Here is a 14,799-nt window from a genome sequence, read left to right as displayed (position 1 = left end):
ACAGGAAATAGCATTATCGTGTTGGTCACTACATATGAGGAGTGATTGAATGCAACAAAGAGGCTTGATTCACCAATTGTTTGAGCAGCAGGCGGAACGCACGCCAAATCGTGAAGCTGTTAGATTCGAGGAGGAGTCGTTGACTTACACCGAGTTGAACCGCCGCGCGAATCGGTTAGCGTTTCGTTTGCGTGCGATCGATGTCGGTCCTGACGTACTGGCAGGAATCTGCATGGAGCGTTCGATTGAACTAGTCGTTGCCCTGTACGGTGTTCTGAAGGCAGGGGGCGCATACGTGCCGCTGGATCCGGATTATCCGAAGGATCGGCTAGCCTACATGATCGAGGACAGCAAGGTAAGACGAATCATTACGCAGTGTCAATTCGCGGAATACTTCGCGGGGTTCGACGGTGAAATACTGATCTTAGACGAGTCAGAGCTATTGGACGGATATGGAGAGGAGGAGGGCAACCCGAATATTGCCTTGCATGAGAGCCATCTTGCTTACATGTTCTACACCTCTGGATCGACGGGAAGACCGAAGGGGGCGATGAATACGCACGCTGCCATTCGCAATCGGGTTCTCTGGCTGCAGCACACTTTCAAAATGGAGGAAAAGGATAAGCTTCTTCAGAAATCTCCTTACAGCTTTGACGTATCGGTATGGGAATTTTTCTGGCCGCACATCTGTGGAGCATGTCTCGTCATGGCCAAGCCTAAAGGCCATCTTGATAACGCTTATATGTGGGAGGTCATCAAGCGCGAATGTATCACGTTCGTGCAGTTCGTTCCAACGATGCTCCAGACGTTCTTGAGTACGGAGCAGGCTGAGGACCTTCCCTTTCTGAAACATGTTTTCTTATGCGGGGAGCCATTGTCTGCCGCACTGAACGAACGGTTCTGCCGTACGATGTCTGCGCAGCTTCACAACTTATATGGTCCGACCGAGGCAGCGGTGTTCATTACCAACTGGACTAGCGATCGCAGCCTGGATCGATCGGTCATTCCAATTGGCAAGGCTATCCCCGAGAATGCAATGTACGTATTAAACGATCGTTATGAACCAGTCGCACCTGGTGAAATTGGGGAGCTCTTCATTAGTGGCATCGGGCTCGCACGCGGCTATTACGGCAGACCGGATCTGACAGCCGAGCGATTCGTGCCCGATCCGTACAGCAACGAACCGGGAGCACGCATGTACCATACCGGAGATCTTGGACGCTGGCTTACGGACGGGAATTTGGAATGTCTGGGCCGCAACGACGATCAGGTGAAGGTAAGGGGCTTTCGTATCGAGCTGGGCGAAATTAGCACGGTGCTCGAACAGCACCCAGGTGTCAATCAAGCTGTGACGGTTGTCTGCGAGGATCAGCCCGGAGACCAGCGCATTACCGCCTATTTCATTCCAAATGCTGAGCTCGCTCCCTCGATCAGCGAGCTGAGGAGCCATCTACAGCAGCATTTGCCGGACTATATGGTTCCTTCCTATTTCGTCGAGATGGAGGCCTTCCCACTGACGCCTAGCGGCAAGACGGACCGTAAGCTCCTGCCGAGTCCGACGCTGTCCCGCCAGATGATTGGGCAGACATATGTTCCGCCGGAAACCTATATCCAGAAGGAGCTTGCCCTGATCTGGTCAGGCTTCTTCAGTTTCAATCAAATCGGGCTTGATGATGATTTCATCGACTTAGGCGGCCACTCGCTCGTCGCTACTCAAATTCTTGTAAGGTGCGATCATGTGTTAGGGGTGAAGGTTTCACTGAAGGATATGCTCACGCAAGGAACGACGATTCGCACCCTCGCATCGATTATCGAAGCCAAGCTGCTTGCGGAAACTGACGATGCCGAAATTGAAGCGCTGCTGAGCGAAATGGAGCATCTATCGGAAGAGGAAATTGAGGCGCTGCTGAAGCAATAGCCAGCAGATGGTCAGGAGGAGACGATTCGTGGCAAATTTCGTTCTTAGCACGCATATGACGAACGGAGATGTACTGCCGTTTCTACGGTTAGCGTCTGCACTTCGCCGGCGCGGTCACCAAGCAACCCTGGTAACGCACGGCGTATTTGCGCCGCTGGCCGAGAAGTCCGGCATCGCGTTTCGCGGCATCGATAAACCAGAGGAATATAACGAAATTATGAAGGATCTCTATATGATGGAGGATCCACTGAACAAGCCCGACCTCTATGAAGCTTATCAACGCAAGTATTATTCGAAAGAGAAATTCCAACAGGAGTATGACATCCTGACAGAGCTGTGCCAAGAGGAGGGCTCCGTGCTGATTTGTAAGGAGCGTGACGGCTTCGTAGCGATGATCGTATCTGAGATGATGCAGGTGCCGATCGTAACGGGCGTTCTGGCGCCCAGCTATGTGACACAGCTGCATATTTGGGAAGAGCTTGGATTGGACTTTGCGATATCTCTTATTAACACATTTCGCAGCAATCTTGGTCTTACGCCGGTCTCAAGCTGGACATCATGGATGGGCGCCGTGAAAAAAAATATCGGTTTCTGGCATGAGAGCTTCGATGCTGCTGTCGAAGCACCAGAATGGGCACTTAAGGTGGATACCGTCGGATTTCCACTGGCAGATGCAATTGAATATGAGTCTTTGCCAAACGACCTGCTAGATTTTATTCAAGCTGGAGAACCGCCTCTCTTGATAACAGGCGGGACAGGGAAAATGATTAAACCAAACTTCTATCAAGCAGCAATCGAGGGCGTCAAGCTGCTTGGGCAGCGAACTATAGTTGTTACGAGGCATGAAGAATTCATTCAAGGCGAGCTTCCGGATCATATCCGCTGGTACAGAATATTGCCGCTCGCCAGTGTCTATCCGCTAATCAGCAGCGTCATCCATCACGGCGGAATCGGTACGATTACGGGAGCCATGACCGCCGCTGTGCCACAGCTGGCACTCGCGGCTGATACGGATCGGCCAGATAACGGAATGCGGATTAAGCATTTGGGTATCGGTGATTATTTACCACCGCTGCAGTGGGAGCCCGCGCTGATTGCAAATGCCATGAAAGGCATTCAGACAAGCGTAGTGAAGGAACGCTGCCGCCAGTTAGCGAAGGTCATGGCGGAGCATGATACGATGGCAGCGGCCTGCACAGCCATGGAATCGGTAATCGGCAAGCCCGACTACGCCATTGCCTCGGAGCAGCTTATTGCTGATTACGTTGCAGCGCAGCGCCAGCAGTCCTTGCGGAGCGTAGTGACAGCGCCTGATCAGCGCCTGGACGCAATCAATCAGTCACTATCAGCAGGCAAGCGTTCACTGCTCTCGCAGTGGCTGGTGCAGCGCCAGCTCGGAAGTCATCCCCTGCCTTTGAAGGAGGCGCGCTATGAGTAAAACGATTGATCGAATCGAGCAGCTTTCACCCGAACGACGGGCGCTCCTCGCTCTGAAAGCCAAACAGAATAAGGCAAAGGCTGCCGCAGCTTCGTCCGTAATCCCAAAGCAGCCTAGGCAAGCAGGAAATAACAAGTTCCCGCTATCCTTTCCGCAACAGCGTATTATGTTTTTTGAAGAATATATGCCAGGGACAGAGCGGTACAATTTTGCCAACGGCTACAAGTTCATCGGGAAGCTGAATGTCTCTGCCTTGCATCGCACACTGAACGAGATGATCAAGCGTCATGAAATTATGCGCGCTGTTGTTGCTTATGAAAGTGACGATTACGTTCAGATCATTCGCCCCGAGCTCACGATCGACCTCCCCATTATCGACTTGGCCGATGAAAACAAGGTCTATGAGATTATGGAAAAGGAAGCCACGGAACCTTACGATTTCCTGAACGGACCGCTTGTAAAGGCAATGCTCTTCCGGTTGGATCCCGAAAAGCATGTTCTCGTCTGGATGACGCATCACTTGATCTATGATGGCTGGTCGGCCAACGTTTTCGACGAAGAGCTCGCCGCGATCTATCGTTCCTTTGCACTGAAAGAGCCGCTTTCGCTTCCGGAGCTGCCGATTCAATATCCGGATTTTGCCGTTTGGCAGAGGCAGTGGATGACAGGATCGGAATACGAGGACCAGCTGCGCTACTGGAAAAATAAACTGATGCCAGCACCGGCGACGCTGGATCTGCCGACGGATTACCCGCGCCCCTCAATTCAAGTTGAGCGAAAAGTCGGTTTCTTCAGCCTGACGCTCGATTCAGCATTCTCGCAGCGTATCCGCGAAGCGAGCAAGCAGCTCGGCTGCACATCGTTTGTCCTGCTGTTAGCTGCATACAAGGTACTACTCGCAAGCTACAACGGCAAGCAAGAGATCGTTGTCGGGACGCCCATGGCGAATCGAGGCAAGCAGGAAATCGAGAAGCTTGCTGGCTTCTTCGCGAATACGGTCGCACTTCGCTCCCCGATTGACATGGGCAGCAGCTTCAGCGACTTTATCTCGGCAGTCCGTGAGACGGTGCTGGAGGCAAATGATCATCAGGATTTGCCGTTTGACAGAATCGTCGAAGAGATGAATCCAGATCGTGTTATCGGCCATGCGCTATTCTTCGATACCATGTTCCTGTTCGAACGGCATGGGCAGGCGCTGAGGGAACTGCCTGACCTTGAGATTGTACCGTTTGTGGGTGATCGTACGCGAGGCGGGATGCTGGATCTGACGATGACGGTATTCGAAAATCAAAAGTTAAGTATGGAAGTCACTTTGACCTATCGCCCAGATCTATTCCGCGAGTCGACAATCCAGCAAATGGTGGAGCATTACTGTATGATCTTGGAACGCGTAATAGACAATTCCGCACTGCCGCTATATGCGGTTGCGGCTCTCTCGGGCGAACAGCTGCGAAAGGTGCTGGTCGACTGGAATGCCACCGAGTCTGTCGGGGCAGAACTCCAATTGCCGCATCTTCTCGTGGAGCGCCAATCGGCTCTCACACCTATGGCTGCTGCCGTATGCTCTGAGGGACGTACGCTTACCTATCGAGAGCTGAATGAACGGGCTAACCGATTGGCTCACTATTTGCGCGGTATGCAGGTCGGACCTAATACAACAGTCGGTCTTTACATGGAGCGCACCGTCGATATCATCGTCGGCTTGGTCGGCATCTTGAAGGCAGGCGGCGCCTATGTGCCGCTTGATCCTAAACTGCCGGTTGAGCGCTTGCGAATGATTGCACAGGAGGCTGAGGTATCCGTCATCGTGACCGAGGAAGCCTTCGCTGATCTACTGCCGCAAAACGAGGAGGCAGCAACTGCGCCCATACGCATGGTTTCACTCGACCGGGATTGGGATAAAATAGCACAGGAAGAGGCAGGCAATCCCGAGGTAGTCTCAAAGCTGGGCGATCTTATGTATGTGCTGTTCACCTCCGGATCGACGGGGAAACCGAAGGGCGTGGCGGTGGAGCACCGAAGTTATGCCAACTATTTGGAAGGAATCATGCAGCGTTTGGAGCTGCGGGAAGGCCTCCATTTCGCCATCGTCAGTACGCTTGCTGCGGATCTCGGCACACCGATGATTTGGGGGGCGTTCGGATCAGGAGGCACCCTGCATGTTATTCCGTATGAGCGGGCCGCTGATCCCGATGCTTTCGCCGCTTATTGCGTGGAGAATCCGATCGACGTCATGAAGATCGTTCCAAGCCATATGGAGGTGCTGCTCGGCGTATCGAATCCCAGCGTCATCATACCGCGCGAATGCTTGATTCTTGCTGGAGAAGCCTCGCATTGGGGGACCATTGCGGACATTCGGAGCCTTCGTCCGGGCTGTAGGATCCAAAATCATTATGGCCCTACGGAGACAACCGTTTCCGTGCTCACCTATGAGGTGCCAGTAGGTGGAAGCGAGCAGGATCATCTTGCGGTGCTTCCGCTTGGACGTCCGATACCGAATGCACCGGTCTATGTGCTTAACGCAAACTTGCAGCCGGTTCCTGCTGGCGTCATCGGCGAGTTGTATATTGGGGGGAGCGCCGTTACGCGCGGCTACTACGGCAGGCCGGATCTGACGGCCGAGCGTTTCATTTCGAATCCGTTCACAGACCGGCCGGGCGAACGGATGTATCGCACGGGCGACCTCGTTCGCCATTTGCCTAACGGCACTATTCAGTTTATTGGACGAATGGACCAACAGTTCAAGATCCGTGGCTACCGGATCGAGACAGGCGAGATCGAGCATGTTCTTCTGCAAATGGAAGGTGTGCGCGACGCGGTCGTGACTATTCGCGAAGATGAACCAGGAGACAAGCGGCTAGTTGCCTATCTGGTACCGGAGCAGCACTTGTTACGAGATTCTCTGGAGCAGGCTATGCGTGGGGCTCAGATCGATGTAAGCGCGATTCGAAAACACATAAAAAGCATTTTGCCCGACTATATGCTGCCTTCGGCCTTTGTCGAGATCGAGCGGCTGCCGCTTAACGCGAACGGTAAGCTGGATCGTGCAATGCTGCCTGCGCCTAGCGCCGAAAATCGTGCGGGCGACAACGAATTTGCTGCGCCGGAGACTAAGGAAGAGCATGAAATCGCCGCTGTCTGGCAGGAAGTATTGGGGCTCGATCAGATCGGCATCAACGATGAATTCTTCGACCTTGGTGGTGATTCGTTCAAGGCGATTAAGGTCGTACGCAAAATGGGCAATTCCTTCAGCGTAATGGATCTCTTCCAGCATCCGACGGTGCGTGAACTGGCCGAGCATCTCGCTTCCGGCGCTACGCGGAGCAATGATCTTCTGATCGAATTCAAAAAGGCATCCAACATCGGCGGCAAAGCGATTACGCTAGTTTGCGTGCCGTATGGCGGCGGCAGCGCGATTACGTTCCAGCCGATAGCCAAGATTTTGCCACCAAACTATGCCTTGTTCGCGGTCGAACTGCCTGGTCATGATTACAGTAGACCTAGCCAGTTGCTGGCCTCGCATGCGGAAACTGCCGCTCAGATTGCCCAAGAAATCAAAAGCAAGGTCAAGGGAGAAGTCTATCTCTACGGCCATTGCTTAGGTGGGGCAATGGTGCTCCGAACTGCGCTTTTACTGCAGCAAGCCAATGTAGAGGTTAGCGGGATTTTTATGGCGGGAACCTTTCCGGGTGCCAGACTGCCATTTAAGCTGACGGAATGGTGGCATCGCTTGTTCCCGCGGGAGAAGTGGACGTCCGATAAGTTTGCACGCGACATGCTTCGCGCCTTTGGCGGCTTCGATGACGAAATTTCTCCAGAGGAACAAACGTTCGTTCTACGCAACTTGCGGCATGATGCACGTGAGGCAGAGGATTATTACACGGCGCTCTTCGCACTGCCGAATAAGCCGAAGCTGAAGGCGCCAGTTGCTTGCATTGTGGGTGGAGCCGATCGAATGACCGAGTTTTACGAGGAACGTTATATGGAGTGGCAGGATTTCAGCGAGGATGTGCGACTGCACGTTGTTGAGCATGCTGGGCATTATTTTCACAAGCATCAATCAGACCATACCGCGAAAATCATGTCGCAGCAGATTCGCATGTGGGAGGAAGAACGCGACTTCGGGGCAAACCGGGCAACCGAGCACACGGTTTCTCAGACCTCGTCCGCTCCTCAGTATGTACCTATTCAAGAGCAGGGGAGGAAGGACGTTCAGCCAAGCGTTAAATCTTTTCTGTGGGTAACGCTGTGCCTGATTATTGCCACAATCGGAACGTCACTGACCGGATTTGCGCTGGGCATCTGGGTTTTTCAGCAAACCGGGTCGATTTCAGATTATGCGACGATTTCGCTTTACGCTATTCTACCTACGCTTCTGCTGCTTCCAGTGGCCGGTGCAGTTGTGGACCGCTATGATAGGCGAAAGGTCATGCTGGCAGGTCAAACGTTAGCGTTATGCTCCGTAATCTTCCTCTCGACTATGCTCTATTTGGATGCGTTGTCGCTATGGGCTATCTACGTGGCTGCCGGCATTGGATCAATTGCAGGCGCTTTCACCATGCCGGCCTATCAGGCGGCAACAGCTCAACTCGTGCCGAAAAGATACTTAGGACATGCAAACGGATTAGGACAGCTCGTCATGTCATTGAATGGAATTATGGCTCCAGCGCTGGGAGGGGCTCTGGTCGTATTGATCGGTCTGAAAACCATTGTCGTCATCGATCTAGTGCTGCTAAGCTTGTCTATCGTCATCCTTTCGCTGATTCGATTCCCGAACCTGATGTTTAAAAAACGCGAGGAACCGATGAGCAGGGAAATCGTTGGAGGATGGAAGTACATTATTCAAAGGAAGAGCATGGTCGCGATGGTCGTGTTTTTCGTCGTTGTCAATTTCTTCATGAGCTTATATAACGTACTGACGACGCCGTTTCTGCTTCAGTTCATGACCGCTGACAAGGTAGGCATCGTTATTGCGTTTGAGGGTGCAGGACTGCTTATCGGCTCGATACTTATGACGATATGGGGCGGCTTTGACCGCCGAGCGGACGGAATGGTCGGTTTCGTTATGCTGACCGGTTTATCAATAGCGGTTGTCGGCATCTATCCTTCACTTGTAACGGCAGCCATCGGCTTATTCGGCTTTGGCTTGGCGCTGGCGCTCATCAATACGCACTGGCTGTCCCTGATACAGACGAAGGTAGGGCTTGAGCTGCAAGGCCGCGTATTGGCAACAAACCAAGTCATGGCTTTCAGCATGCGTCCCCTTAGCTTTCTGCTTGCAGGACCACTTGTTGCATCTGTTTTCGCTCCGCTTGCATCGGCGTTGCCAGCTGGTACGGAGGAGGCAGGACTGTTCGGAACAGGAGGCGGGATGGGCATCGGGCTGCTGGTCACTTCAATTGGCGTCATCTTGTTCGTCTGGGGGTTGCTCGGCATGCGTTATCGGCAACTGCGCCACATGGAGACAATCTTACCAGATGCCGTGCCGGATGCCGTTATTATTCGAGATAAGGATCAGCTGCAGCAGCTTGCAGACCGCCAGATGAGCGCTGGAATCTAATTATAGAAAATTATAGAATTGTAGAATAGGGGAGGGAACTCTTAATGGAGAACGAAATGCTAGAAGTGAGTTACAAAGTAGTCGTCAATGTCGAGGAGCAATATGCGCTATGGCCATTGCACCTGCACAATCCAGCCGGCTGGAGCGATGCCGGCAAGAACGGCACGAAGGAAGATTGCCTGGCATATGTGAAGGAAGTGTGGAGCGACTTGACGCCGCTAAGTCTCCGTCAAGCATGAACTCTGTTCCAGCGATCCGTGCATTGCGCATGGATCTGCGTTCAGTCCAAGAAGAGCTTGAGCGTATCGCACGCCTACTATTAAAGTAGTAGAAAACTAGTAAAATGAAGTGAACCAAATTTCACTAGTTTTCCAGGCATTGTTCATAAACAGGGAGCATCGTGCATTGTGCATTGTGCAGCCAACCTGTTAATGAGCATGCTCGGATGTTCTATGTGATCTAGATGGGCAAAGGATTAGGGTTAACCATTTCGAATGGTTAACCCTTTTTAATGCCATTTTCGACTATGGATTTGGATTGTCTATGAGATGTGCGATTGATGGTGGTCATTACATGCAAATGGTCGTATATTAATAGTATGTGGATGATGAGAGACCATGACCCACATTACGCAATGATAAACGATTCTACATAGAAGGAAGGGGAAAAATGAATTTTCAACCGCTTGTTTCATTTGTTGACCGTATCACTTCCTGGCGAGTTCCGTGGGCAGAGGTACTGGTAATGTCTCAAAATGATATCGTTTTCCGTTACCGTAGCGGCTATGCTAACCTGGAGGCACAGACGCCTATCAGTGATAGAGCGATCTTCAATCTCTACTCCTTGACGAAAATAATGACCTGCGTGGCAGCGCTCCAACTGGTGGAAAGAGGCGATATGCTGCTAAGTGATCCGGTTTCCGACTATCTGCCGGAGTATGCTGAAATGACGGTGAAAAAAACGTTGCCGAACGGGGAAGTCAGGCTTGAAAAAGCAACCCGTCTCATTACGGTTCGCGACTTGTTTACGATGACTGCAGGGTTCTCCTATGATGTAGGTTCTCCATCTTTTAAGGAAGCTGTGCAAAGTACCAACGGAACACTACCCACACGTGCATTCGCGAAAGCGCTTGCCAAGGAACCCCTTTTGTTTGAGCCAGGTACGCATTGGAACTACAGCATGTGTCACGATGTGCTAGGAGCATTGGTGGAGGCTGTCAGCGGAAGACGCTTTGGTACGTATCTGCAAGATGAAATCACCGGACCACTTGGCATGAACGATACAGCGTTCGATCTTAACGATGAACAGCAGACTCGACTGATTCCGCAGTATGCGTACAATGACGAGCTTGAAAAAGCCGTACGTATAGATGGAAACGGGTACCGAATCGGTACCGAATTTGAGAGTGGTGGCGCCGGATTATTGTCTACAGTTAGTGATTATTCACTGTTCCTGAACGCACTGACTGGGTATGGAACCAGTCCGGAAGGCGTGCGGATTCTGTCACAGGCCTCGGTGGAACTGATGCGCACGGACCATCTGAACGAGCAGACCCGCGGCGATTATTCATGGGATCACATGAGTGGGTACGGCTATGGCCTTGGTGTCCGTACTCATGTCTCCAAGTCATTAAGCGGCTCACTGAGCCCAGTCGGCGAATTCGGATGGAGCGGCGCCGCCGGTTGCATGGCTATCATTGACCCGGATTCCAAGCTTACCGTTATGTATGCGCAGCACCTTCTAAACAGTCAGGAGCCTTATGTTCAGCGACGCTTGCGAAATGTCGTGTATTCCTGCTTGTAATGTAGAAGCTGAAGTCTTAGCGCGGCATATCGTTTGATTTGTATCGCGGGACAATAGCTTGGTTCCGTTACTTTCCAAAGAGTAGAAGAAGGACTGCTAAAGACTATACTATTGGAGCATAGACAATGCATTTCCTAGATAGTGTCACTTGTTGGGACGAAATAGTTGAAATTTGGGAATGCACTACAATTGTCCGTACCAAGACGAACTTAACAAAGAAACAATTCAATCCATGATTTCTTTTACACCTCAGTAAATTGCGATGTTCGTTATGAGCAACTGAGATGAAGAGAATATCCAGCTACAAAAGTCGATCGATCAATATGTAAAGAAATCGAATTTTCAAACCCGTGGAACTTTAATTCAAGATCAACGGGTTTTTGATTGTGTGAATAATAAAGGAAAGGGAACATAAAAATTTTATGGCAACGTGTACAGTGAACTAAAATAGGTTGCATTAAAGGTCTTGATAAACAAGGCTTTTTTTGATTGCAACCTAATCGCTATTTATGAGCATACCGAATTACAAATAACAGTTGTTCTTTGAGTAAATTCCCCCTTGATATTGTTAATCCACGTTTTGCTGGTGGGACCCCTAATTGAAAATAAAGATTAAAGGAGCCAACTAAATGATAAAACAATTACCAAGCACGAAATTTCCTAGTCTAGAGTACACACCTGGCGAATCTATTTGGATAGATAACCTAATACCTGATAACAAGATCCCGGTTTATTTTAATGTGTCGGATAAAATCACACAAGATGAGAGCGCTATCGTTAGAGTTTCCCATGCACTTGATCACATGGATGAGTTGGTAAACAAGGCTCGGGCGCATCTAAGAGATATTATTCAAAATACAAAGGACCCTAGTTATAAGCTGCTTCATGATTTCTTTGCTTTTCATCTTTTAGAAATGGATGATGAGAGCGTAAAACTAATGTTTGGGATGGAGCAACTTGAAACATTAAGTGAACTGGAGATGCTTGACCTACTTATGCTAAAAAGCTTGGGAAGCAGCCTGGGCGAAGGGTGGTTGGGAAGTAACTTTGAAAAAGAGCAGAAAAAACAGATTTTCATCATTGATTTTACTTTTGACCCAGAATATACGGATCAGTTGATTGTTGTCTATTTGGATGCGAATAATAACATACTGACTATTAGCCATGAAAGTTAAGAACAAGAATCTAAGAGAGGTCTTGCCAGGTTTAAGGAAGGAATATCGCAAAATTCATTCTGATTCTCACAATTTGGCATCAAGAAAATGAATATGACAAAATAGTAGATAGAATTATGGGAATTTCCCAACATTTTAACGGTTTTATACGTTTAGCTAAATCGTTGAGTTTAAATGTCCGCTAATAGAGTACTAGATGAGGGTTTGATCACTGGAATGGAGGAGTTATGTGGATACCGATAAGCCAGTGTTTCAAATTCACAGCGTACAAGAAATTCTGGCACCCTTGGCCAATATGCAGGTATCGTTGTCTCGCCATATGCGCAATAAACTTTCCACAGTGCCGCTAATGGACTTTGAAGAAAGCGAATTGCCCGGACAGTTGGGAACATGTCTCAGGATGTTTCATCCGGATTTGCCAGAGCATTATCCTTTCACTTTTGTTTGATAACGATCAGCGTTTGGGAGAGCGGTTTATGAATATAGATCATGAACGCCAATATTGGGCGCTTATAAGGAGAAGTGGAGACAATGACCGATTTTGCAGCGATCCGCAACTTGTTTCATATCACGGAATCCTGTGGTTTCGACGTGAAGGAATTGCAATCGTGGATCAGTCGATATGGGAGTATACCCGAAGTGTTGAAGGATTATTATCTGGAATTGGGCGCACATCCGCAATTGAATGGTTCCCAGGATTTCTTGCTTAAGCCGAAAGATTTTTATCAATATGAGAATGACGACTATTTGATTTTCTATTTGGAAAATCAGGGTGCTTGCGTTTGGGCCATACGCCGGGAGGACTTGGCAGTGTCCAATCCCCCTGTGTATGAGAACTACGGGATGGAGGAGTGGTATCAGACAAGCGAGTCTCTTACGGAGTTCTTACATGCCATGGCCTATTTTCAAGCAGTGATTTCGATGGAGTTCTGCACTGAGGAATACTGGCAAATCGACAAACAGGTTGTGGAAGGGATTAAGTTGTTGTTTCCATCCAAGCAAGCGGATTCGGGCTTGTACACGGGCGTGCAGTTTTATGGTCAAGCGGGCGAGGTGATTGTGGTCATGAACAACCGTGACGGATATCTGCTGATGTTCTCAGCGGAAGATGAACAGCGATTTGACGCGTTGCATGCGACCTTGCTGGGGTTGGTTGATGGTGGAGGAAGTGGGGGAGAAGGAATCGCATTATGCGATGGAGAGATTCTTGGTGAAACATGAGCAATATCAGGAAAAATTCGGATTATTTCTATTAAAGTTATGAACTCAGCAATGAGGCGGCAGCCGATATCCGAAAACTGAAGCTGCCATATTTAGTATCAATTGAAGAATATGAGATACGCTTTGGCGTGGTTATGCTCATTGATTTCTATTTGGAAGAAGAGTAAATGACTCAGGTTCTAAAACTATTTTCAACAAAGCTCTGCAAAAATAACATATTCTTACCGTGATACGGTTTGGCAAAGCTGTTTTGAGATCTGAAACATATTGTTTAGGGGGAGTTTGAGTGAAACAATCGTTCACCTTTCATGACGAAAAATCCAGTAAATTTTGGTGGATAGATTATAGTGACTGTGACTTTGTTGTGAATTATGGAAAGACAGGCGTAGTTGGAAAATATGAAATTAAAGAATTTGACTCTGAAGAAGAATGTATCAAACAAGCTGAAAAACTTATAAAACAAAAGTTAAAGAAAGGTTACAAGGCTGATAATAATTTTGATTTTAACAACCATTTATACTTTGATGATGAGGAAATAGGTCTTCATATCAAGACATCCCATCCTAACTTTGTTAAACATTTTAAAGACGATTTTTATTATGACTGCGGCGAGGAAGAGGCGCCTTTCGGCAGTGATGAAGGATCGGATACATTGGCGGAATTAACTGAAAGTCTACGAAAGAAAAGTCAATTGAATTTTGCTGAGTTCCCTAAATTTATTATTGAAAAGGTATGGGGGATGAAATATGTTCCCGTAAACAGCTTGTTGGAAGATGAAGTGAAAAGAGTATTAGAGACTGACGAGATGAACATGCTCCAAAGTGATATGGTCACTTATGCAGTCGCTTTTGGTCAGATAAAAATAACTGGGGTAATTGATCCTGGGCTAAAACATTGCGCCATTGATTCCTTGAAAAGAATTCAACAAACGGCAAAAATTTCGAACTGGGGAACGGATTCAGAAATAAGCAGAAAAATGATTGAAGATCTATGTTCATTTTGACAACATATGAAGATGAAGATGCATAATTAAATCAGATTATAATAGGAAAACAAGCTGTCGTGGAAATTATCAATGTCAGCTTGTTTTTTTATGTGGCTGAATGGTTTCAACAGATCGAACAGAAAAAGGAAAAGGACATAAACGAAATTACTGGACGAACTTCGCTGCAAATCGGCATTCATGACCTTTTACATATCGAGTATAGGGATGGGAACATCAAATTATATTCTTGGATTAAAGGTTCACCTGAATATCAGCACAAGGGTACTCGCTTTGATAACCCACTGATCCATAAGGAATTAGAAAATTCGTTGATACCTTTGCTAGATAAGGGAATCAGACAAAAGCTGCAAATCTATGAGGACAGCGCCTTGGTGAACTTTTACACAAAACCCGTATTTCTTTTAGTTTTATTAAATAGGCAATAAGTCTTTTAAAATAGATATTTATATAATATGTGTCACATTAATGACGTATTTTGATAGTAACTAGCTAAGGTGTACTAACATAATAGAGGGCAGCTACCGTTTATTTCTGGTAACTGCTTTTCTTGTGGAAAGGCATTAAGTAAGTGGGAGTAATTCCTTGTTTCTCTGTCCATGTCCCGATTCCAGTCTCCAGTTCAACCTAACGAATCGAGTGCAGCCAGAATAAAAAGCGAATCATTCGCCGACGTGTTCA

General features: G+C 48.5%; 10 protein-coding genes and 1 pseudogene. All 11 read left to right on the top strand.

Features of this window, described 5'->3' with window-relative positions:
- The first annotated feature begins 49 nt into the window (after positions 1-49).
- The 11 genes and pseudogenes from MHB80_RS14670 to MHB80_RS14620 all read left to right on the top strand — a co-directional run bounded on the left by MHB80_RS14670 (position 50) and on the right by MHB80_RS14620 (position 14,546).
- Positions 50-1,918: an amino acid adenylation domain-containing protein gene (locus MHB80_RS14670; RefSeq protein ID WP_341277699.1), complete on the top strand. Its 1,869-nt coding sequence runs from the start codon at positions 50-52 to the stop codon at positions 1,916-1,918.
- A 28-nt stretch (positions 1,919-1,946) separates the two neighbouring features.
- Positions 1,947-3,356: a nucleotide disphospho-sugar-binding domain-containing protein gene (locus tag MHB80_RS14665; RefSeq protein ID WP_341282808.1), complete on the top strand. Its 1,410-nt coding sequence runs from the start codon at positions 1,947-1,949 to the stop codon at positions 3,354-3,356.
- Positions 3,349-8,916, top strand: coding sequence for an amino acid adenylation domain-containing protein (locus tag MHB80_RS14660; RefSeq protein WP_341282807.1), 5,568 nt, complete (start codon positions 3,349-3,351; stop codon positions 8,914-8,916). Before MHB80_RS14665 ends, MHB80_RS14660 begins: the two co-directional genes overlap by 8 nt.
- A 44-nt stretch (positions 8,917-8,960) precedes the next feature.
- Positions 8,961-9,155, top strand: coding sequence for an MbtH family NRPS accessory protein (locus MHB80_RS14655; RefSeq protein WP_341282806.1), 195 nt, complete (start codon positions 8,961-8,963; stop codon positions 9,153-9,155).
- A 430-nt stretch (positions 9,156-9,585) separates the two neighbouring features.
- On the top strand, positions 9,586-10,719 hold the full coding sequence (locus tag MHB80_RS14650) for a serine hydrolase domain-containing protein (RefSeq protein ID WP_341282805.1): 1,134 nt from the start codon (positions 9,586-9,588) through the stop codon (positions 10,717-10,719).
- Between the two features lie 629 nt (positions 10,720-11,348).
- Positions 11,349-11,894 (top strand): DUF2004 domain-containing protein, encoded by a 546-nt coding sequence (locus MHB80_RS14645; RefSeq protein ID WP_341282804.1) that lies wholly within the window; start codon positions 11,349-11,351, stop codon positions 11,892-11,894.
- Between the two features lie 229 nt (positions 11,895-12,123).
- Positions 12,124-12,342: a hypothetical protein gene (locus tag MHB80_RS14640; RefSeq protein ID WP_341282803.1), complete on the top strand. Its 219-nt coding sequence runs from the start codon at positions 12,124-12,126 to the stop codon at positions 12,340-12,342.
- An 83-nt stretch (positions 12,343-12,425) separates the two neighbouring features.
- Positions 12,426-13,115 carry a hypothetical protein gene (locus MHB80_RS14635; RefSeq protein WP_341282802.1) on the top strand — a complete coding sequence of 230 codons (690 nt, stop codon included), beginning with the start codon at positions 12,426-12,428 and terminating at the stop codon, positions 13,113-13,115.
- An 86-nt stretch (positions 13,116-13,201) separates the two neighbouring features.
- A pseudogene (locus MHB80_RS14630) lies at positions 13,202-13,279 on the top strand (DNA alkylation repair protein); the annotation flags it as partial.
- A gap of 122 nt (positions 13,280-13,401) precedes the next feature.
- Positions 13,402-14,118, top strand: coding sequence for a WGR domain-containing protein (locus MHB80_RS14625; RefSeq protein ID WP_341282801.1), 717 nt, complete (start codon positions 13,402-13,404; stop codon positions 14,116-14,118).
- A 59-nt stretch (positions 14,119-14,177) separates the two neighbouring features.
- Positions 14,178-14,546 carry a DUF6138 family protein gene (locus MHB80_RS14620; protein WP_341282800.1) on the top strand — a complete coding sequence of 123 codons (369 nt, stop codon included), beginning with the start codon at positions 14,178-14,180 and terminating at the stop codon, positions 14,544-14,546.
- Positions 14,547-14,799: the final 253 nt, after the last annotated feature.

The sequence above is a fragment of the Paenibacillus sp. FSL H8-0537 genome, assembly GCF_038051995.1.
GTDB lineage: Bacteria > Bacillota > Bacilli > Paenibacillales > Paenibacillaceae > Pristimantibacillus.
The sequence above is the reverse complement of the archived record's forward strand: the minus strand, read 5'-3'. Positions and strand labels throughout refer to the sequence as shown.

Bases quoted from the DNA above. Each gene is read 5' to 3' on its own strand.
- MHB80_RS14670 (WP_341277699.1), top strand. From the start codon at position 50: ATGCAACAAAGAGGCTTGATTCACCAATTGTTTGAGCAGCAGGCGGAA.
- MHB80_RS14660 (WP_341282807.1), top strand. From the start codon at position 3,349: ATGAGTAAAACGATTGATCGAATCGAGCAGCTTTCACCCGAACGACGG.
- MHB80_RS14655 (WP_341282806.1), top strand. From the start codon at position 8,961: ATGGAGAACGAAATGCTAGAAGTGAGTTACAAAGTAGTCGTCAATGTC.
- MHB80_RS14650 (WP_341282805.1), top strand. From the start codon at position 9,586: ATGAATTTTCAACCGCTTGTTTCATTTGTTGACCGTATCACTTCCTGG.
- MHB80_RS14645 (WP_341282804.1), top strand. From the start codon at position 11,349: ATGATAAAACAATTACCAAGCACGAAATTTCCTAGTCTAGAGTACACA.
- MHB80_RS14635 (WP_341282802.1), top strand. From the start codon at position 12,426: ATGACCGATTTTGCAGCGATCCGCAACTTGTTTCATATCACGGAATCC.